Raw genomic sequence first — 21,966 nt, forward strand, 5'->3', positions numbered from 1 at the left:
GTTTCTTTTTTCACAGACCCATAAAAAGTGTCTAAGTTGAAAAACTAATCAAGAACCACAGCACAATTATTTTAACCTAAATAAAGGAAGCGAGGAGGTCGCCATGACTTACAAAGAGATTCAAGAACTGCTGATGAAGGAAATGAGACTTTATCATTACCCTGTAGCCGTTAAATATTTCTTCGACCAGGCTGAAGTTGACCACTTCAAGGAAAACGCTGAATTCCACATCCCTCTCAAGGCCATGACTTTCTGTCAGTGGGAAATCGCTGCCCGCATGAAAGGTCAGACCGTGTACTCCGACCGTGATGGACTTGGATGCGGTAACGCTGTCTACGCTTTTGCGTGGAAGGAACTGGATGAAAACGAAATTAAAGGCCATGCTAAATATGTTGTAAACATGGAGCAGGCTGAAAAATTCGTAAAAAGCAAACCCCGCCTCCCCGAAGGACTGCTCGGCATTGCCGTTGCTCCTCTCGGTTCCATTGATGGAATTTTCGAACCGGACACAGTCCACTTCTATTGCGACAACATGCAGGCCTACCACCTTGCAGTTGACTACGCAGCAGCAACCGATACCCACCCCATCCGTCCGAACATCACCATGAACTCCTCCGCCTGTGCAGGTAACGTATTTTCTTACATGGAACAGGAGTTCAACATGGTTCCTGCATGCTCCGGCAGCTACAACGCAGGTAAAACCGAGCGCGGCGAAATCAACGTCATGATCCCCGGCAAAAAGTTCAAAAAAGTTGTACAGAGACTCTGTGACCGTATTGAACTGGCAAGCTCCGCCATCACCAAGCCCGGCGACGGCTTCCCCGGTCAGGACATCTGCAAGAACTGTCCGCTGATCATTTTCAAAAAAGAAAAGAAATAAAAAAGCAATTCCCGGACACGGGAGTGTCCGGGAATTGCACAAATAGGAATGAAGGCGCTGTTCCTGTTCAATCTGAATCTGACAGGGTCTCCGGCTGCTGCAACAGCCGGTATGGAAGCAGAAAAACAGACACAGCAAAACCAACTTTCGATCAAGGAGATACACTATGTTTAAATCACGCAAAAGCCTTTTGATCATGGCTCTCGCGGCACTGGCAGTGGTGGCTTACATCCAGCCCGCCTTTGCAGACCGTCTGGCAGACGCCATCAGCGCGACCCCCAAGGGTGCTGAAGCAGGCCAGATCAACACCGAACTCGCCCCCGGTTTCCTCGGAATTCCCGGCGGTCCCAGCGTCAACCTCGTCATCGGCTTTGTATGGGCCATCTGGGTCGGTTGGATTTTCTCCACTGTCGGCGCATTCGGCGGCATCATGGCCGGTGTAGGTCACATCACCATTTACGGCTTCGGTAACTACGCTTCCACCTTCAAAAAGACCTCTCCGGTCATGAACAAGCTGGTAACCGACTCCATCCGCGTATCTAACCAGTGGCTGGTTGGTACTTCCGCGGCAATGTCCTCTTTCAACTACTACAAGATGGGCCGTCTGGTTCTGCCGCTGGGTCTCTCCCTTGCCGCAGGTTCCATTGCCGGTTCCTATCTCGTACCCTGGCTTACCGCCGGTAAAGTTTCTCTGAAAGCATATATCGGATTCTTCGGTCTCTTTGTTCTCGCTTTGGGCTGCTACCTGTTCTACGAAACCACTCCCAAAGGACAGGCTGGCAAAAAGCAGGCTAAAGAAGCAGCAAAGGCTTTCGAAGCTTCCATTAAAGATGAAAAAGAAGGCGCAAAGGTTGATACCGCAGCAATGGGTGTCAAGGTTGTCAGCTTTGCTCCGACCAAATGCATCTTCACCTTCTACGGCGTTGAGTTCTCCTTCAACCCCCTCATCCCCGTTGTCGGTGGTTTCATCATCGCAGCACTCGCCTCCTTCCTCGGCGTTGGCGGCGGATTCCTGCTCGTTCCTTTCCTGACCAGTGTTGCAGGTCTGCCCATGTATCTGGTTGCAGGGACTTCCGCACTGGCTGTACTCGTAGGTATGACCACCTCCGTCTTCACCTACATGGTTGTTAAAGATACCCCGGTATTCTGGCCGCTCATCGGCGTGGAACTGCTCGGTATCCTCGTGGGTTCCTTCATCGGCCCCCGTACTTCCAAATACATCCCGGACGTATGGCTCAAACGACTCTTCGTCGTACTGGCTCTGTACGTAGGTATCCGCTACTCATCCAAGGGATTCCTCGGCTACAGCCTACTGCCTCCGTTCTAATTAATTTGTCTCCGACGGCTGGGGAAGGGGAAACTATTGCAAGAGTTTCCCCTTCCCCAGCCCCCATCCCCTTCAGAACCTTTCAATAAGGCTTCGCCGCTGGGGACCCAAAAAAAAGATACAAAAAACAATTGATTAACCCGCGTCTGACTGTGCTCGGACGCGAAGCTTATTAAAAAAGTTTGGGATTCTTAAACTCTTTTCAAAGGGGTTAAGGCCCCCGGCAGGGTCGCCGAAGGCAACCATGGAGGCATTATGTTCGAGTCAATTTATCCAATCATAGACAGTTTGCTTATCGCACCTTACCGCATTGGTTTGCCTGCCCTTGCGGCTTTCTGGCTCGGCACTGCGGCTATCGCTTTGTGGTGTACAATCGCCGGAGAAATCTCCATGGGCCTGATCTATATCTGGAACAGAGACTACTACACTGACTTGAATCGCGAAATGACCCGCATGAACAATATTTCTATTGAAGCTATTCGCCATAAGCAAAAAGACACCTTCAAGTCCGCCAACAAATGGGCCAATGAATATTTCGGGAAAGTTTTCTTTTCCCATGCCGCACTCTTTGCTGTTTCCCTCTGGCCTGTTCCATTTGCCATGGCCTGGCTGCAATCCCGGTTCACAGGCATTGATATCCACACAGTTCCCTTTACCGAATTTTCCCTCGGCTATCCTTTTGTTTTTATTTTATCTTATATTATTGTACGCTATGGCTTCTCTAAGATAAGACCATATATACCTCTACTCAAAAAGATCGATGACCTGAGAGCGGAAGACGCGAAAAAAGCCGGTGAGATGACATCATGGAATGAACTTGCACAGATTCCTGAAGAAAACAACGAAACTGTTGGTAGCAACAGTCTTGAAAGCAAGGCCTAATCGTGAACGGAATTCTCTCCGGGAAAAATACACCCCTCTCAGTGGAGAATTCATGTTCAAACTCAGATATACTCTTCCAGCAATACTTCTGTTGGCCGGAGCTGCAATTTATTTCTTTGGTTCACAGCCAGCGGAAAAAATTGTGCGTGTGGATATGTCACTCCGTGAGGAAGTCCGCGTACCTGAACCGCGCCCGGCCATTACCTACGCATACCTGCCTCAGTATTCACACCGTGTTTCATACTTAAGACACAGCAAACTTATAGATTACCTTTCCCGCGAATCCGGCTTCACAATCCGGCAGGTCTTCCCGGATACATTTGAGGAGCACCGCCGCATGGTTGAAGATGGCGAAATAGACATTTCATTCTCCAACCCCATGACCTACGTCAGCATTGCCAAGAGCGGCGCGCGGGCTTTTGCCCGGATCATTGAACCTTCCGGCAGCCCCACCTTCAGAGGCCAGATCATCACCCGCAAAGATAACCGCGCCATAACAAGACTTAAGGACTGCATCGGTAAAACATGGATCGCAGTAGATCCCCTTTCCGCTGGCGGATACCTCTTTCCGCTGGGTCTTTTTCTCAAAAACGGCATCAAGGAATCGGACTTCAAGGAAATATCCTTTGCCCCCGGACCGGGCGGCAAGCAGGAAAAGGCAGTCCTTGCGGTTTACGCCGGTAAATACGATTTCGCCTCCATCCGCGAAGGCACGCTAAATGTTGTCCGCGACAAGATAAATATAGACAAAATAAGAATTGTTGCTGAAACCGAACCTTTTCCCGGCTGGGTCTACGCCGCACGTAAAGGACTCTCAGATAATGTTGTTAATAAAATCAAATACTGCATGTTCCGCATGTCCATGGGTGATCCGAAACAAGCTGCCATCTTATATCAGGCAGGCATGAGAGGGATTATTCCTGCCGAAGACAGCGACTACGATCCAGTAAGAAGACTCACAGAAGAATTAGGACTAAACATTGATTACGGACAACAGGGGGGGCTGAAATGATTGAAATATTCTCCCGGCTGAGATTCCGGACAAAAATCAATCTTGGACTGACTCTGATTGTTGCCTTCACCTCACTGATCATTGCAATTTTTGTTATCCGCATGTCCTCGGACGCGCTTATCGAACAATCCCGTAAGCGCGGAGAAGTGTTGGCCGGCAATCTGGCCCTGCGAGCTGAAAACCCTTTACTTTCGGTGGATCTGCTCAATCTGGGTTCCATGGTCAATGAGCTGAAAAAAGCGGACGATGAAATCGTCTATGCCTTTATCATGGACGACCAGAACCGGGTCCTCGCCAACACTTTCAGCGACGGTTTTCCGGTCCAGCTCAAGGAGGCAAATCAGAGTGAAAATAATAAAATAAACATCGTTACCATTGATACAGGGAAAAAACGTATCTTCGACTTTGCCGCGCCTATTTTTCTCAGCGACAAAAAACTCGGAACAGTCCGTATCGGCCTTTCACGGGCCGGCATTCAGTCCGTGGTTCAAAACCTGATCTTCGCCATTTTCGCCCTTACCGGGGCGGTTCTCCTGCTGGCTGTGCTGCTTTCCACCCAGTTTGCGCGCCATCTAACCTTCCGTCTCGGCTCTCTGCAAAAGCACGCCGAAGATATCGTCGCCACACATCTGGGACCGAGTCTGCGTAAAGAAGAGGCAAAAGATGAAAAATTCACCGACAGATTCAAACGTGCCATCACCCATCCCCCCAAAGGGGATGAGATTCAAGAACTGAACAATACATTTGACGCCATGGGCATGAGTCTGGCCTGTCACATTGAAGACCTTCAGATAACCGAGGCCGACCTGACCCGGCAGAAAGAACTTCTTAAAACCATCATCAATGTCTCCCCGGATTTTGTTTCTCTGCTGGGTCCACAGTTAACTTACCTTGCGGTTAACAAAAGCTATGCCGAACATCTGGGACGCACTGAAGAAGAAATTATCGGCCTCACTGACGAAGAACTCTACCCATCCGAGACAGCTGCCGCCCGCATGGAAGAAGCACGCATGGTCCTTAAGAGCGGGCGCACCGTAAACAAGGAAACACGCGAGCCGGAAACAGACGAATTCTCGGCCCGCTGGTTTCATACAATCCGTGTCCCGGTCCACGGGCAGAACAACAATATCATCGGCGTACTTTCCACTTCCCGTGAAATTACCGAACTCAAAGGTTATCAGGCTCAGCTGATACAATCCCAGAAAATGGAATCAATCGGCAAACTGGCAGGCGGTGTGGCCCATGAAATCAACACCCCTCTGGGGATTATCCTCGGCTATGCCCAGTTACTTCAGGAAGACCTTAATCCTGACGAGCAGATCTCTAAAGACATTGAAATTATTGAAAAACAAGCCCGTGTCTGCCGCAAGATCGTTGCCGATCTGCTAGGCTTCTCCCGTCAGAACGAAAGTGAAAAGATCACCATGTGTTTTAACAACTCCATTCTGGAAGTAGTGCAGCTGGTCAGTCACACCTTCAAGCTGGAGCAAGTTGAAATATCCACAGAACTTGATGACCGTTTCCCCATTATCCACGGCGACCCCGAAAAGCTGAAACAGGTCTGGCTGAACCTGCTTTCCAATGCTCTGGAAGCAATTGATGAAAAAGGACGCATTCATATCTCGACCCAGCTTGATACCAATTCGATGACCATTACAGCTATCTTTGCGGATACCGGACACGGAGTCGAAGCCAAAAACATCAATGCAATCTTCGACCCTTTCTATTCCACAAAGCCTGTGGGCAAAGGTACGGGACTGGGACTTTCCGTCTCCTTCGGGATTATCAAGGATCACGGAGGCACGATTAAAGCAGCAAGCCCGCTGCCGCGCCCCCTGCGCCGCACTCTCAACCTGCCGGAAAATGCAGGGCCCGGAACCCTGTTTGAAGTAACCCTGCCTCTTGACGATCTTTCAGAGGAAGAGCAAGCTTAGGGTTTATCTATCCGAACCTATTGTGATATGGTTTTATTATGAAATTTCGACACGTTTTCAGCCACTGGACTTACGAGACATTTCCACCCGGAAGATTGCTCAGGCGCAGGTACAACTCTTTTAAAAAGTTAATGGAACTTGAAGAGCTGTGCCTTAAATCCATCTCGCACATTGAAGATATCGGTTTCGGGCTGACTGTTACCGACTGGGCCTACGTGGAAAAGCAGGCCGCAGATCTGGGGATCAATATCCGAACCATGCTGGAGCACCTTCAGGATATGAATCCGGTGCGATTCATGGATATCATGGATTATTACAACAAGATCAACTTTTACGTGCGCATGGCCGTAACCGTTCCGGACCCCGAAATTTCAAAGCCGTTCACTTTCACTCTTGATGATGCCATTGACTACGAATTCAAGGCCGGAGCATGCGCTGCGGACCTTGCAAGACTGAAACAAGCCGGAGTTCCGGTTCTGGACGGTATGGTTATTGGCTCTGATGTTTACAATTACTTCATTGAAGCCAACAACCTGCGCATTGCCATTGATGAAATTCTGGAATCTGCGGTAACAACCGGAATCACCGACCTGAATATCATTTCCCGGACCATCATCGACCGTTTCATGCAGGGAGTAATGCCCGATACAATCGCCACAGAGATTGAAATCGCGGCACTTGAAACCTCGCGTGGAAGCGGCAACCTGACCCTGACCGCATCCTCCACCCCGGAAGGAAGCCTTTACGCCCTGCCGGAAAGCTGGTGCACCATCAGCCCAGTCCCGGCGCAGGATATTGTTGAAGCATGGAAAAAAGCGGTCACGTGTAAATTTTCAGCGGAATCCATCAAGGCCCGCATTGAATCAGGTTACGCGGACCGCGAAAGTCCGGCCTCAGTTATAATCCAGCCTTTGAAAGATATCCATGATTCAGGCGTAATTGAAACACTGCATGAATCATCCAATCTACCGCCCAAAGACCGGGAAGGCGGATGTTCAGCGATATTCAGCCACAACTCCACCACTCCGTTTCTGCTCTCCAGACGGGAAAAACAGCGGGTAATTTCCCGCCCGGAAAAATCTCCGCTTTCCACTCATTCAGCAAAAACAATCGCTTCTCTAGGCAAAAAAGCAGAAGAACTGTTCGATACGCCGCAGAAATGTCACTGGATCACCGACCTGCGCAACCGAGTCATGATCACCTCCGCACGCTCTTACCCTTTTAAAGGGGAAAAAGAGACTGTACGTATCAAGCAGGCCCTTTCCTACATCGCCAACCTGAATATCTCTCCGCGCAACACGGAAATGTTTTTGCCGGAAAAAAGCCGATCCATGTATGATCTGGTACGCTTTGCCAATGAAAAAGGCATTGAAGAAATGTTCTCACTGGTCAGCAAGAAAGGGTTGGGAATTGACGGAGCCAAACACCTTAAAGCCCGCCAGCCCATCGGCATAACTGTGCTCAACCTTGCGGACGGCCTGTTCAGCACAGCCGCCGGAAAAATGGATATTTCACCGGATGACATCAAGTCAGCCCCAATGTGGGCACTCTGGTTCGGGCTTGGCGCGGACCGTCCCGGCTGGGATGGAGATAACAGCATCGAGGGCTATGCCATCCTTTCGCGAACCTACATGAATATCACCCTGAAATCAGAAAAAGACCTGACCGAAGTGGACGCAGTCTGCGACCCGGATGCTCAGTCCAACCACATCCATTTCCGCTTTAAAGGCGGCAGCGGAAGTCCTGACCAACGCATCGCAAGGATCAGGTTCATTAATACGACCCTCAAGTCACAAGGATTCAGCACAAACCATCAGGGAGATATGATTGAAGCTAGATTCACGGGAGGAAGAGAACCGGAAATTCAAAAACTTCTGGCAACAACAGGCCACCTGATTGCCCACATCGGCACCCATCATCCGGTTGTTGAGGAAGGAGAAAATGCAGATCAGGTTGCAGCGCGGTTTATTTCGGGACTGGGGTAAATATTTCCAAAGGACAATTTAGATTCTTTTTTCAGCGAAGCTTAATAAAAGGTTTTGGGATTCTTAAACCCTTTTGCAAAAGGATTTAAGCCCGCCGGGAGGCTAATATTAATTTTTCGCCTGCGATTTCTTATGAATCTGGACCAAAAAATGGACCAGCTTATCTTCGATCTCACGGTCATCCACGTATTCGATGATCATTTCCTTGGCTTCTTCAAGATCATATTCCTTAAGAAGCTCACGCAGCCGCATACGCAGTTGCGCCTTTTCACGTTTTATCTGTAAATCTTCCAGAATATCAGTAACATAATCAAAATCTTTCTTGGCAAGGGCCTTTCTGAAACTGGTACGCACAAAATGAGAATAAAAACGGCCTGATATGCCGGTAAGAAGAGTACCCAGCCAAACACCTAGGACCAGAGTTACAAGGTCCGCAGCCCTTTCCTTGGCAATATTAATCCACTCGTAAAAATCACGGTCCCGAAGCAAATCCTGCGTCTTGCGCATTTCATAAACCATGCGCTTTGCAGCAGGGTTGTTCTTATCGATATCGAGTGCCATGCGGAACTGGGCCTCAGCCTGTTCAAGATCGCCCATTTTAAAATAAGCCCGCCCGAGCAGGCTATACAGCCAATCCGAGCGAGGATGTTTCTTCAAACCTTGTTCAAGGCTGGAGACCGCGAGTTCATAATCACCGCGGTCAATGAGTTCCTGCCCCATTCTTCCACATGAAAGCTCAGATTCAAGGCCCGCAGGAGAGGCGATCTCTGCTGCCCGACATTCCATGATGCCGATCATGGCTGTCAAAGTCAGAATAACGCAAACCAGCCAAATAATTCTTTCAACTTTATTCATTAACGGCCTTACCTACCAGACATCCCTAAAACAAATTTAATCAGCATAGCACTACCAAAGCTGCTTAATGCTGCTGCCGGGATAATAGAATTTCAAAATGTGATCGTACTTCTTGGTTTTACCAAGTTCCGCAGCTCCCCACTGCGAATAGCCAACACCATGACCCCAGCCACGGCCTTTAAATGTATAATAATCTCCTTTCTTGTCAATCTTCAAAAGAATATCAGGCAATTTCAATACACGCGAACTGCCCAGAGTGGTCCGGGTACGTAAATCACGGTAACCGGATTTATACTTAATACGAACCTTAACGATCCTGCCGGACGGCCCCTTTTCAAGGGCCTTGATGGAACGGATTCCGGGCACGGAAATACCGATTTTCTTCAGCTTGGCTTCAATGTCTTTTCTACTGTACTTCTTAGTCCATGACGCCATCTTACCCTTCAGACTGGCCGGATCTTTATGTGCCACAAGATAAGCCTTGCCAGCTCCAAAAATAGCCTTGGCATCGGCGGTAAAACCACCGCTGTTAGCAGTATATTGGGAAAGAATGGGCTTCTTCTTGTAAAGCATTACCTGACCGCGAGTCTGTTTGACCGCCTTATCGGTACGCTTATCTTCGCGAGCCACGCCGCCATACATCTGGTCGTAAGTATCAGCATAGACGTCATAAAACAAATGAGTACGGTGCTTCTTCTGGTAATATGCATAGGTCCGCGCAGCCACGGCCTGAGCCTTCAAGGTTTCAGCGGGCCACGAGGCATATGACTCCGCAGGCACCACTGAACGCAGGTAATCTTCAATCTCTACCAGATTAAGAATCAGAAGTTTGCCCTTGCGGATACTTACATCAATAATTCCACGCACCTTCTTGGTTTCAGAACCGTAACTGACCTTGAGCACACCACTGGATTTAAATTTGATTCTAGTTGCTGAAACCACCTTGCCGTCGAGGGTCAGCCTCTTGCCGGACATACCCACCTTATACTTACGCCCGCATCCAAGTTCATCAGTACAGATCTTATCCTTGCCCGATCCGGTAGTAACCGTCATGGACTTCACTTTTCGACTCAAACAAACCCGAAGTGTCGGCTCCTTGCCGACCTTGGCAGGAATTTTCTCATCCGGTTTTACTTCAGGTTTCTCATCGGGCTTTACTTCCGGTTTCTGCTTCTCTTTAGCCCGCATGGACGAGATCACCGCTTCAGCCTGATATTTGAATTTACCAGTAGGGAAAAACCGCAAATACTGACGAAAGACAGAATTTGCCCGGTCGTACCTATCCATCTGGTAATAAAGAAATCCTAATCGATAGAGAGCTGTATCCGCATAATCAGGATAATTCCGCCCAACCATGCGATAAAGGTCAGCAGCCTTTTCCGGGGCATCCAGAAAAGTAGACAGCACCATGGCCTTGCCGAACATGGCATTTACCCTTGTCTTTGCCACCGGAGAATAGTCAACCGCGGTATCATACTGCTCAAGGGCCTCAAAATATTTACCGATATCAATCAGATAGCTGGCGTAGTTTATATGCCATTGGGCCTGTGCCTGATCCTCCAGTTCAATGGGTGAATATTTGCGGGCTTGCGCGCCAGCCGGAATCAAGAGCATCAAGATCAGAACAGAAAGGGAAAGGCTCTGTATCATGTGGAATTTATTCTTCATCTTTATTGTCCTTCACTTTTTCTTCGCTAGGTTTATCTTCACCTGTCTGGGCTGGAGCAGACTCTGACGGAACAGACAGATGATCAAGGTAATCCTTCATATAAAGCAAATTACTATCCGCCGGGCTGAGCAGCAGAGCCTTATCGAGTACCTGCCTTGCCTGCTTGATATCGCCCTTGTTCAGCAAATAGCGCACATTAAGCTGATGCAGCCGGACATCATACGGAAACTTTGAAATACCCTCATCCAGTATCTCGGAAAGGGCTACATCATCCCCGAGTGCCAGCAGGGTGTAGGAAAGATAAAGATAAATATCACGATCATCCTTCATCTTCACAGCCTGACTCAAAGCCTGATAGGCATCGCCATAGTGCTGACCGTGAAAAGCATTCACGCCCCGTTCCTTGAGTTCAGCAAACTTCTTCTCACGCAATTCCGGAGTGATCTCCCGGTCATCAACCAGAATAACCTTTCGTCCATGGGGATACGGGGCATCAAGAATTGATTTGACCAGAATATCGCCTTCAAGCTTCAATTTCTCAACTGAAGTGGAACCGAAATAGTTTTCGCTGACAACCAGCTTTACTGAAGAGATGATATTTCTCTCATTATCAAAAATATTGTTATCCTTGATTTCAACACTGCCGCCATTAAAATCAACACCCTGCGTGCAATTGGTAATACTGGATCGGACCACAGAACCGTTCCCGGCACTGAGTACCAATCCCTGACGCACACCGGAAATACGCAAGCCCTTAAAATCATAATGGCCTGTCTTCATCACTGCCGCAGCATAATCACCGCCAGCAAATGACGATGAACGAATTTCAACATACCCTCCGACAGCAGTAACCGCCTTGCTGAATCCACTGAATTCACATTGAGAAAATAGTGCCTTACCACCGGAAAATACTTTTATCCCTTCAGTGGAATTGGATTCCAGCCGCACAGGTCCGCTAATCTCTCCAACGGACTCAAGTTCTCCGAAAACATCAACCCGTCCTTTGCTATCAAAACGGATCTTTGTCCCGGACTGAATAGTAAATTTTGAACCTTCAGGAACTGTCACCGGAAAACCAATACGGTAATTACCCTTAACCAGAACCCCGGAGAGTTCACCAAAAAGCTCCCGCTCATCAAACTGGGGCATAACAACTTTAATAACCCCGTTCAAAGGTGATAGGTTCCCGGCCTTATCCTTAATACGCACACGGTAAAAAACCGAAGTCCCCTGCATCACATCAGGGTCGATAAATTCAGGTGTCCGGGTCTGGGCCACAGTTTCAAACTCACCCACCGGATCATTGCCCTTTTCAACCACAAATTCTTCAAGATCGGTAGCAGCAGGAACCTGCCAGTTAAGCTGCACGCCATCCCGTCCGGTCTGAGATTGAACAGTCTCCAAAACCGGAGGCAAGTCACCATCCACAGAAAGAAGTGAACCGGACTCAATCCAGAGTCTGTCCACCCCGTTGGCCTTACGCATCTTGACCATCATAGGTTGATTGCTCGCTCTATCACCCTCGGCAACCACATAAAATCCTTCGTAAACGCCCTGCGAAGTCTGGGGTAAAGGTATGTTTTTCCTAAAATCCCCGATACTGAAGGAACACTTCAATCCCGGTTCGGCATCCACCCGCACAGCAATCCTCTGCCCTACACCGAAAAGGAGGTTATCCACATTGGTATCAACAGCAATTACTTCCGGAAGTTTCGGTCCCTTGGGGCAATCAGGCAGCACTTGCGCCATGTTCCATGCCCAGTCATAAACAACCATACGCATCTGCCGCCTGATAGGATCGGAAAAGACTTCCTCCACAATGGTCCCGGCAAGACCGATCACCCCGGTGGGGACGGAAATCCTGCGCTTGGAAGCACTGTCCCGCCACTTACCGACCAGAGTTCCGGCAGCGTTATACATCATAACTTCCGCATCCAGCTGGAAGAGATCAAAAGCCAAAGCCTTGATCATATCCGCGCTATAAATATCTGTCTTAACTATGCCGTCCGCATTGAGGAGCTTGCATAGTTCCACATCACTCAGCTTGCGCCAGCCGTCATCGCGCCCCAATTCAGCAAGGGTATTGTCCACCACATCCTTCTGCAAAGGCATAAATCCCTTACCCGCCAGCTGGTTACTGATAGCCGCACGGGTTATGTCGGCCACAAAAAGGCGATCATCATCCAGAACCAGCACAGATTTATGCTCTGTGGAATTTTCAGCGTGCTGCACATATTCCGCCGGCAGAACCGCAATCTTATAAGGAATTGATTCTTCCTCGGTATACTGCACGGACTGCGTGGTTTTCTTGGCAAAACATCCACCAAGCATTAGTGCTGCCAAAATCAAAATAGTAATGGAACTAAGCTTGTTCATCATGGCTATGACTTCAACTTTCTGTCTACGTTAAAAGAATTGACCGTACCAAGAACGGAACGGACCTTCCCCTCCAGTTGCAGGTGCTTATCAGCAAGGGAATATTCCCCCCCTCCCCAGGCCTGCAATTGCCGCCCACTAAGATTAAAAGAATTGATAAGCAGCTTTTTACCACTCAAAGCCGCACGCAATCTGGCTGTGCTGAAATTCAACCCCTGTCCGCCTTCAGGGTTAAAAGAAACTGCATCCAGCAGATCAATGAAAAATCCCAGCCGGGGATCAAGATTGGCAAGGTTGAAAATATGCAGCCCGTCAATCTTTGCGGAAGCCTCTCCGCGTACTGAATCAGAAAGCTCTCCGGCATCACCGCCCTGCATGAAAAGATTAGCATTCAAATAAATTTTACCACGCAAGGAAACCGATAGGTCTTTAGCAAAACAAGCAATCAAGCTGGGCAGACTGGTCCCGCGCCCCTTCACATTACACTGGGCGGCCAACTGATCCTGTGCCAGCACCACATCGGCATTCAAATTGAGATGAAAAAGTTTTCCGCTGGCCTTGAGCAAGGCACGGTCAGTACCGGATTGCAAATAAATAGCCACATCACTGAAAGGCCAGTCATTATAATAAAAACGACGAATTGAAGCCTTTCCGCTGAGACTGCGTCCCAATAATGGGCCGAAATCAAATTTCTTTTTGCCCTCAGCCACTTCTGCTGAAGCATCACCCTCCTTTTGCTCCGGGCTGCGGATGCTCAAAGATTTCAACTGCGCTTCATAGCCGGATTTCTTTGTGCGGGGCACATTTAAAAAACCGGAAGCTGAAATACGTGTGTCCTTATGGCTCAACTGGGTATCAAACACAGTCCGCAAAGGATTTTTTTTTTCAGCCTCGCAAGTAATGATGTAATCAAAAAGGGAAAAATCAAGGAGTTCAGCCTTAAACCGGGCCTGCTTCAAATCAAAGGGGAAAGCCAAGGATGCCTGCGCGTTAAGACTTCCACCGGTTGCAGAGGCAACATTAAAACTGCGCACGGAAACAACAGGCTTGCCGTCCTTGAGCTCAACATCAGCATCAATCTCGGAAATACTCAGTTCCTGTTTCTTACCATCCAAAGATTCCAGCACCAGAACAAGATCCTTGGCAGTGACTGTCATCTTGCCGGAAAGCCCCCTGTTAGCCACACTGCCGGGAGGAGTGGAAAGAGCAACAGCTTTAAAAATCAAAGTTCCCTGCGGCTTAATGGACTTGAGTTTAGCAGACTCACACAGAGAACGGGTGGCATTGCGGCCCCGTTCACTCTTCTGGGCCATGGCGTAAAGTTCACCGGCATCGACCTGAGCCTCATCAAGAGATACTTGAAAAGTTCCACCCTGCCCCATTTGCAGAGAAAGACCTTTGCCGCTGGTGGAATCAAGAACCAGCCCCCCAGCCTTCACATTCATGGTCCCGGCTGCACTGTCCACGCTGAAATCAAGATCAGTTGTCTGAAACTTCCCGGCCTCGGCAAGCTCGGGAATTGTAGAATTGGACATGTAACCGAATCCGGTCAGGAACCCCAGAAAGGATGCCGGATCAATGGAACATTCACTGGCCTGTAGGTTAAGCTTAAGCGGTGAAGTGGAAACCATATCCAGACGACCGGAAAATTTGAACCCCAACTCGGCAATAGAAGCACTGCGCACATTAAAAGCAAAGCCGGAACTTTCCTTTTCCATGCTGGCGGAAACAGTAAGCGGCTCAGCTTTATAGCTGTTAGTCAGCTGCACTTTGCCGGAAACAACGTCTATTTTATCGGGAAAGATAGCGGGTAATTCAAGCACACCGGAAGCGGATCCCCCACCCTCACGGTGAGCAAGAGCTTTCACATCCGGGTCCTGTAAAATCACATGACGGAGTTTGATTTCCCCGGTAAGCAGGCTGGGGATGTCGGGATAGATTTCCAGCTGCGGAATACGGACGGTATCCATACCGCTCTGGACGCGCAGGTTGGTAACCCGCAGGGAAGGAAGGGGGGAGTAATGGAATTCAATATCCTCCATCACCACCCCCATCTCGGTCATATCAGAGAGCAGCTTCTGTGCGGCATCCACAAAATGAACCCTGACCAGCACCATGGAACCGACCATAATCACGGCCGCAATAATTCCGCCAATTAGGAATCCTTTCTTGTGCATCACCACAAAAACCGCCTTCTTTTACTACTTAAGTACGAATACTACCCTTGCCTGTGCCAGCAGGTTATACTTCTGGTCAAAGGCAAATACGGTAGCAGCATCTTCAACGCTGACCACTGCGTCTGTTACATTCTGCACGGTCTTACCCTTAAGCACCATGGGAGACTTGCTGCCCCATGATTCGAGCAAAGCACGAGCCTTTTGCAGATCAGTGGTATACCCGCCGCAGCCTCTTTCAATCAGAACCTGATTAAGAACCTTGGAAGGATCAAAGAGGACTTCATTCTTTTCGGTCAGGATACGGTTGACCAGCGCGGGCTTGAAGTCGAAATCACGCACGTCAACAATTATACCGTCAATGGGGGTAGCCACTGCTTCCTGAATCTTTTCAGACGCAGGTTCGGTGGTCTGAACCGGAGGCTCTACCTTTTCAACCTTGGCAGGAACTTCTACCTTTTCAACTACTTCGCTAGGTGCTTCAACTTTGGCAATAACCTCTTCCTTTTTATCCTCTACTTTCGGAGCGATGATTTCAGGAAGGGTTTCAGGCTTGAAAGCCGGAATCTCGCGAATCTTGAGTTCCTTGGGTTCCTTGAGAATTATTTCATCAAAGGCACTGTATACGGAATCATGACCATGCAGGTTCAAACGCAAGCAGACCCTTGCATAACCTTCGGTGCGGTCAAAAGATTCACCGCAGGGAACAGCCCCGCGCAGAGTTCCATCAACAGTGGTGCGTACCCGTTCGCTGGCAAGCATTCCATCACGCACGGTAGTTTTACCACTAAGACGCAAACCCTGAAAGATTTCAAGCATCCTGCGCTGAGCGACAACTTCAGCAGCGCGTTTAGCACGATAACGGCTCTGCCCGGCTTCGGACTCGCCGATTACCTGAATGTATCCTTTCTGAAATACTTCATCCTGATTAACAACCTCGACAATCTTTTCCCCGGCAACAGCAGAGCCTGCAAAAAGCACTACCGCAGTCAGAGCGAGTAATAATTTTTTCACGTTATCCTCCACTGTTAATAAATATTCATAATGTTACGTAGACGCATCAGAGAAAGAATCAAATCCGCACCATCCATATTGGAATCAGGACGGAAAGCACCGGAAAGGTCGGTCTCCATCAAATTACGGTTAACCACGGTGACAATGGCGTTATACCATGCATCGGTAGATTCAACATCAGGATAGAGTGATCTTTTCTGGCCCATATGCTGAGTGGACATAGCTTCGTCCCCGGTCAGCTTAATCAGCACATCTTCCAGTACAAAAGCCAGCTCCTTGCGAGTCATGGGCTTCTTGGGATGAAAGAGAAAAGCGCGGGTCTGCTCATCGTAAGTAGGCTCAAGCCCCCTGACCTTCCACTTAAGAACTGTCATAATTTCAGGCTCAAACATATGCCCGACAACATCGGCGGGAGTAAATTCAGCCTTCTTGTCATTTCCGGGAACGGGAATACGTCCGGCAAAAAGCCTGTCCAGATGGAGTTCATCAACCAGCAATGCAGCAACGTCAGCACGGTCAACTTCTTCCTTAACCGCAATCTTCTTGGCTACATCAGTCAGGGTGTAGTTACTCATGGCCCGCAGGATTTTCTGGGCGCGGTTATAGAGCGCGTTAGCCTTGTCATGCCACTTACCCGGAGAAGCGGAAAGCACATCGCCAAGGACATCCTCGGACTTACGGAATTCTCCGCCCTTGAAATAGGCCTCGCCCATAAAGTAATGAACGGCCTCGGTCTGGCGATAGTAAGGAAGATCCTCTTCCACTACGTATTTGATCATCAGTTTGGCATCGGCGTAGAGGTCTTCAGCCCTCTGCAACCAGCCTCGAGTGGCGATATGGGTGTAAACCCGGATACCGGTTACATAAACGCTGAACTTCTGAGACCTGTCACGCCTTGCCTCACGCACGGCTTTATCAAACTGATCAATGGCCCGTTCGGCATCAACAGCACTGTATTCCTCATCGCTCTCACTCTCAGCACGCATGGCGTAAACAAGAGCCTTACCGGCAATAGCAGGTGCATATTCGTCATCAAGGGCTACTGCCCGTTCAAAACGGACAAACGCCTTCTCAGGCATTCCCTGATCAATAAGTTCCATGCCCATCAGATAATGATGAGCCGGGTTGTCTTCTATGGACATGGGTTTTACTTTTTTTCCGCATCCCGCAAGGGAGAGAATCAAAAGCAGGCCCGTTAGAAATATTACATATCTTTTCATCCGGTTATCCTCCTTGCAGCGGATGCGCTCCGCCTACAATCATGATTTACCTGCATGATACATCAACATTTTATGCAGGCGAGGGGAAAAATTTTATAATTCACCCCCCGCCCGTTTATTTACATTTAGAATCCTTCAGGATTCTGCCAACGGAATTTAAGATTCCTGCCATCCATTTTGCTCTGAAACTTTTCCACGCCTACATTTTTAAGTGCAGTGGAAACCCGCTTAAGCAGGTTCTCAGAACGCAAAGTGGACCAGTAAACCACTTCCATATTCAAACCGTTCTGACGCTTAACTTCCTTACGCACAAAACCAGGCACATCCTCAAGGGCGGTGCCCACATGGGATAATTCGGGAAAGCCAAGGAAAGTCAAGGTGTAGCGAAAACCCTTACCGCGATCCAGTTCGGACTCCATACGCTCAAGCAATTCCCGGGCAATCCGTACTGAGGCCCAGTACGCTTCCGGCTCGGCAGCTTCCACAGCCCGGCTGTAGACTTCAGCAGGTTTACCGGAAAGGCTCACGTACTTTTCAATAGGCCTGCGCACCTCACCGATTTTGAGACCGTCGGAGATTCTAACGCAGGTCAGATGCATGACCGGATTAGCGTCCCTTGGAAGCTCAAGCTCCACAGTGACAACATAATCCGCCTGAAGCAGCCTGTTAAACTTGTTAGCCTTTTTGAGGTTCATGGAACCTTCAATTTCACTGAACTTTGCGCGGGACATGGGCCAGTCGATCACCTCGAACTGAAATTTATTCCCGAAAGTACGCGAAACAGCATGTACAAGCTCTTTCATGGATTGCGGAGGAACGGAATTAAATCCGGCCCCTGAACCGAAAATGAGCAGCCTCGGCAGGCCGGACATTTTTTGCAGGATGGCAAGGGTGGTGTAATCGGAATACATGAGCTTGCTGTCGACCACGGCATCAATAGTGATGCTGTATCCATCAGCAGTGGCTCCTTCCCTAAGCACCTTATAAGATGAGATATACCCTTTTGAATGGCTGGCAATCTCGTCACGAACCAACACTCCGGACTCCACAAGGGAATCAGAAGCTACGGCTGTGCCGATCTGCATTTCAACCGCAGTACGCAAAGCGGAATTAAGTGCCTGATGGCGGTCAATTCCCTCGCCGGTAGCTTCCACGGCAAACGCCGTGGAAGCAGCCAGCAATATTGCAAGCGAAATGGCAACCACCTGAGAGTACAGTTTAGCTAAGGACATACAGACCTCATTTTTTTATGGCAGAGAGCCTACCAATCGCTGTTGCTCTGCTTTCTGCGCTGCTTAACGCGGTGCTGCTTAACAATCTTCACTTCGTTGCCCGAAATGTAGACACGTCCCTTCATGTTCAGCTTTCTGAGCATGCGAACCATATTACGCTTCAGGTGAGAGGAATCAATGGAGGTCTTGTACCACATTTCATGGTGGGAAGAAGTATTCAGAGCATTAGACTTAGGTCTGTGGCTGTCGTAACCGGTGAAGATAGTGATGTAATCTTCAACGTCGAGCATGTCGTCATCACTGAAACCGTCAAAAATAAGAGTCCATTCGAGAAGACGGCCGCTGGATCCGATACCGGAGCTGCCGCCGGAACCGCCGCCGGAATCGGAACCACCACCTTCAGGATGGTACTGGTCAAGACGATCCGCAAGCACTGCGCCAACGTCGGAACCGATAATTTTAGAAAGTTTACCTACTGCCTCAAGAACATCATTGCGGCTGTAAGGTCTGGGAACAAGCTGGTACTGCTGGGGTTCGGATTCAAAATTACCCATTCTGGAGCCGTCCCATACGGAAAGGAGGCGGCCTTCGATACGTGCGGTAACCCTTACGCTATTCTGATTGGCCTTGGCATTAGGATAAATGCTGAAAATACAAAGCACATCAATACCGGCATCCTTGGCGATCTGGATAAGCTCAGCATCATTGCGTCTGGTCCGACCCTGAGCATGAGTTGTGTGAGTCAGCGCGGTTTCATCTTTCACATCAAAGCCGAGATTGACCATCTCATTGGAAATCGCATTAAGAACCCGTTTAAATACTCTTGAATTGCGGGGGACAGTATCAGGGTCGGCATCTTCCCCGACAATCATAACCCTTGGCAGGTCAGTAGCAAACGCCATGGACGGCGCGACAAAAAAGCAGACTATGGCGATGAGAAGCAGTATCGGTTTCCTCATGTCACTCTCCTTAAAAAAGTATGGTTACACCATTTTGCCCGATTCCCGATGTCCGGGCAGTTTCAGTACAATAATCCTCAATCCTTCCCTGATTATGGAGGAAAAAATTGAATCAACTCAATTTCACTTATATAATTACTAACTATATTATATTACACAACTTATGCAACATAATTTAATCTTTCCATTCGAATCCCATACACCTGCGCACTTATTTATAAGATAATCCCGAAATAATACAGCAAACTCCGACCTCAGTCAAACCTCTTTAAAAAAATAGAAACATTCCCAGAAGTTATACTTATCACTCTTCATGCTACCCTCCAGTCGAATCAATTGTTTCCGGGTATCCATATTGAAAAACACCTAGTTTTATGTATACCACAGGAAAACAATATTTATCCACGGTTTTTATAATGAAATCATTGCATGGTAAAAGCGAGGGGAAAAAGAAGCCCGTTCACCCCACGCATTCTCCAATTCCGCAAATTGACACTGACAACGCAAGCTAACCATCTAAAATAAAGGCTTTTCGTATGAAATCCAAAAAGACAAATACAGCTACCAAGACTTGGGAAATGATGCAATGCTCCCGCGAAATACTTGGACCAACCTGCATGCAAAAGATTTTTTCAAGAGGACAGAGCCAGATCAACCGCTACTGCTCATCCCCTCAGCATGAAGACCACCAGCGCAATCCACTGGACAGACTGCACCTTCTTTTCAGCAAACTTGAAAAAGAAGGTGAAAAGGAATTGGTAATAGCTGCCCTGAACCACCTGTGCAGCTCTGTAGGATTCAGAATCCAGGAACAGTCGGAAGTTACCCCAGACAAATTGACAGTGGAAGAAGAGTGTCTTGATGACTACCCTGAAAAGGTAGAGCTGGACAGGCTGATCGCCAGCAGCGCAGCACCGGAACTGGTTCGCAGACAGGGAGAACACACCTGTCGCGAAATCATGGAAACAGTGACCAGCTATGAGGAACACTGCAAAAAGAACAAATAAAAACCGCCCTGAGACATATCTCAGGGCGGTTTTTATTATACTTTTTCGTAAGAATTTATTTTTTACTTTTTCATATTCACAAACTGAAACGGCATATCGAGATCAGAATCTTTAACCAGAGAAATTACGGCCTGCAAATCATCAAGTTTTTTACCGGTTACGCGAACCTGATCGTCCTGAATAGCTGCCTGTACTTTCATCTTTGCGCCTTTGATCATCTTCACGATCTTCTTGGCTGTATCTTTATCGATACCTTCCTTAAGCTTGATTTCCTGTTTGAGCTGCCCGTTGGAAGTAGGCTCGAACTTACCGAACTCAAGAGATCTGGGATCAACTTTGCGTCTGGTAAAATGGGTGATCATCATGTCCTTCACGGCCTTAATCTTCATTTCATCACCGGTAACAAGGCTGATGGTATTTGTCTTCTTGTTAAGACTTATCTCAGTATTCACTCCGCGAAAATCGTAGCGGGTATCAACTTCCTTGAGTACGTTGTTAACGGCGTTATCAATTTCCTGTGCATCGATCTGGCTCACAATATCAAAAGACGGCATTGTATATCCTCCATATAAAATTTTAATGGCTGTTTAAAGTCGCCCTGTAATTTAACAATCGAAAAGACATAGTCAAGTCCCGCACGGCCATGCGGATCAAGACATCAGGGCTTCATCAACGGAAGGGTATATATCGAAAATGGTATCCAGCTTGGTAAGCCTGAAAATCTGCTCCACCTTGGGATGCAGTCCGGTAAGTAGAAAACACCCGTCACCGGGAAGTTCGTGTGTAGCTGGAATCAATCCGGCAAGACCGCAGGAATCCATAAAAACAACAGATGACAGGTCCAACACAAACTTTCGCTCCCCCTCAGCTACCAGCGAAGAAACTAGCTCCTGCAACGCAGAAGAATTAGTTGCATCAACCCTATTTTCATCAACACGCAAAATGACAAAGTCCCCGACCTTTTCCTGAGACAAAATCATTTCCTGCTCCCAAACAACTTACAAAGTTACCCCGTTCCCCATTGCAACATCCTGACAAAAACATTATCAATCCAAATGTTGCAATAAGCATCAAAACAATTACAAGTATAATTAGTAACACCCCAACCAATAGAGGGCAACAGATATGTATATACTCAATTTACGCTATATTAAGCCGCTGGAAGAGATTGACGCCCTACTGGATGAGCATATCAAATTCCTTGAAAAGCATTATGACCAAGGAATTTTCATCGCTTCCGGACGCAAAGTGCCGCGCACCGGCGGAGTAATCCTCACAAAAAATATTACCCTGGAAAAACTTGAAAAAGCCATAAACGAAGATCCCTTCAAACGGGAAGGAGTGGCAGAATACGAAATAATCCAGTTCATCCCCACAATGATGGCAGACGGCTATGAAATCTTGAAAGATGAACTAGAATAAAGACTTATACATTTTTAT

The 21,966-nt window shown here is 48.2% G+C and carries 18 protein-coding genes; 8 read left to right on the top strand and 10 right to left on the bottom strand.

The genetic code is table 11. From position 1 onward, the window contains the following. Positions 1-103 precede the first annotated feature (103 nt). The 6 genes from FMS18_RS03585 (at position 104) to FMS18_RS03610 (ending at position 8,020) form a co-directional block, all read left to right on the top strand. On the top strand, positions 104-880 hold the full coding sequence (locus FMS18_RS03585) for a DUF169 domain-containing protein (RefSeq protein ID WP_163292383.1): 777 nt from the start codon (positions 104-106) through the stop codon (positions 878-880). A 166-nt stretch (positions 881-1,046) separates the two neighbouring features. Continuing rightward, entirely contained in the window at positions 1,047-2,207 is a 1,161-nt protein-coding gene (locus tag FMS18_RS03590) for a sulfite exporter TauE/SafE family protein (RefSeq protein WP_163292384.1), read from the top strand. 255 nt (positions 2,208-2,462) lie between these two features. Beyond that, positions 2,463-3,089 (top strand): hypothetical protein, encoded by a 627-nt coding sequence (locus tag FMS18_RS03595; RefSeq protein ID WP_163292385.1) that lies wholly within the window; start codon positions 2,463-2,465, stop codon positions 3,087-3,089. A 52-nt stretch (positions 3,090-3,141) separates the two neighbouring features. After that, complete coding sequence (locus FMS18_RS03600; RefSeq protein WP_163292386.1) at positions 3,142-4,101, top strand: phosphate/phosphite/phosphonate ABC transporter substrate-binding protein; 960 nt, start codon at positions 3,142-3,144, stop codon at positions 4,099-4,101. After that, on the top strand, positions 4,098-6,035 hold the full coding sequence (locus FMS18_RS03605; protein WP_163292387.1) for an ATP-binding protein: 1,938 nt from the start codon (positions 4,098-4,100) through the stop codon (positions 6,033-6,035). The genes FMS18_RS03600 and FMS18_RS03605 overlap by 4 nt, the downstream gene beginning before the upstream one ends. Positions 6,036-6,073: 38 nt before the next feature. Continuing rightward, positions 6,074-8,020 carry a PEP/pyruvate-binding domain-containing protein gene (locus tag FMS18_RS03610; protein WP_163292388.1) on the top strand — a complete coding sequence of 649 codons (1,947 nt, stop codon included), beginning with the start codon at positions 6,074-6,076 and terminating at the stop codon, positions 8,018-8,020. 108 nt (positions 8,021-8,128) lie between these two features. On the opposite strand, the gene FMS18_RS03615 is transcribed toward FMS18_RS03610, so the two are convergent. The 8 genes from FMS18_RS03615 to FMS18_RS03650 form a co-directional block, all read right to left on the bottom strand. Continuing rightward, positions 8,129-8,875 (bottom strand): tetratricopeptide repeat protein, encoded by a 747-nt coding sequence (locus FMS18_RS03615; protein ID WP_163292389.1) that lies wholly within the window; start codon positions 8,873-8,875, stop codon positions 8,129-8,131. A gap of 51 nt (positions 8,876-8,926) precedes the next feature. Further along, the gene (locus FMS18_RS03620) at positions 8,927-10,543 is read right to left on the bottom strand and encodes a SpoIID/LytB domain-containing protein (protein WP_163292390.1); all 1,617 of its coding nucleotides are present in this window, start codon (positions 10,541-10,543) and stop codon (positions 8,927-8,929) included. After that, positions 10,533-12,923 carry a right-handed parallel beta-helix repeat-containing protein gene (locus FMS18_RS03625; RefSeq protein WP_163292391.1) on the bottom strand — a complete coding sequence of 797 codons (2,391 nt, stop codon included), beginning with the start codon at positions 12,921-12,923 and terminating at the stop codon, positions 10,533-10,535. Before FMS18_RS03625 ends, FMS18_RS03620 begins: the two co-directional genes overlap by 11 nt. 2 nt (positions 12,924-12,925) lie before the next feature. Further along, positions 12,926-15,097, bottom strand: a complete 2,172-nt coding sequence (locus tag FMS18_RS03630; protein ID WP_203544522.1) for an AsmA-like C-terminal region-containing protein — start codon at positions 15,095-15,097, stop codon at positions 12,926-12,928. A gap of 24 nt (positions 15,098-15,121) precedes the next feature. Further along, a complete protein-coding gene (locus tag FMS18_RS03635) occupies positions 15,122-16,108 on the bottom strand; it encodes a hypothetical protein (protein ID WP_163292393.1) in 987 nt (328 codons plus the stop codon). Positions 16,109-16,122: 14 nt separating this feature from the next. Continuing rightward, a complete protein-coding gene (locus tag FMS18_RS03640) occupies positions 16,123-17,328 on the bottom strand; it encodes an S-layer homology domain-containing protein (RefSeq protein ID WP_163292394.1) in 1,206 nt (401 codons plus the stop codon). Between the two features lie 125 nt (positions 17,329-17,453). Beyond that, complete coding sequence (locus FMS18_RS03645) at positions 17,454-18,560, bottom strand: hypothetical protein (RefSeq protein ID WP_163292395.1); 1,107 nt, start codon at positions 18,558-18,560, stop codon at positions 17,454-17,456. Between the two features lie 29 nt (positions 18,561-18,589). Further along, positions 18,590-19,519 carry a hypothetical protein gene (locus tag FMS18_RS03650; RefSeq protein ID WP_163292396.1) on the bottom strand — a complete coding sequence of 310 codons (930 nt, stop codon included), beginning with the start codon at positions 19,517-19,519 and terminating at the stop codon, positions 18,590-18,592. 536 nt (positions 19,520-20,055) lie between these two features. On the opposite strand from FMS18_RS03650, the gene FMS18_RS03655 reads away from it, so the two are divergent. After that, positions 20,056-20,526 (top strand): hypothetical protein, encoded by a 471-nt coding sequence (locus FMS18_RS03655; RefSeq protein WP_163292397.1) that lies wholly within the window; start codon positions 20,056-20,058, stop codon positions 20,524-20,526. Between the two features lie 62 nt (positions 20,527-20,588). Here the strand turns inward: FMS18_RS03655 and FMS18_RS03660 are convergent, their stop codons facing one another. After that, positions 20,589-21,080, bottom strand: a complete 492-nt coding sequence (locus FMS18_RS03660; protein WP_163292398.1) for a YajQ family cyclic di-GMP-binding protein — start codon at positions 21,078-21,080, stop codon at positions 20,589-20,591. Positions 21,081-21,176: 96 nt separating this feature from the next. Next, positions 21,177-21,506: an STAS domain-containing protein gene (locus FMS18_RS03665; protein WP_163292399.1), complete on the bottom strand. Its 330-nt coding sequence runs from the start codon at positions 21,504-21,506 to the stop codon at positions 21,177-21,179. Between the two features lie 145 nt (positions 21,507-21,651). Here FMS18_RS03665 and FMS18_RS03670 point away from each other — a divergent pair, with 145 nt between their 5' ends. After that, positions 21,652-21,948 (top strand): YciI family protein, encoded by a 297-nt coding sequence (locus FMS18_RS03670; RefSeq protein ID WP_163292400.1) that lies wholly within the window; start codon positions 21,652-21,654, stop codon positions 21,946-21,948. The last annotated feature ends 18 nt before the right edge of the window (positions 21,949-21,966 follow it).

The sequence above is a fragment of the Desulfovibrio sp. JC022 genome, assembly GCF_010470665.1.
GTDB lineage: Bacteria > Desulfobacterota > Desulfovibrionia > Desulfovibrionales > Desulfovibrionaceae > Maridesulfovibrio.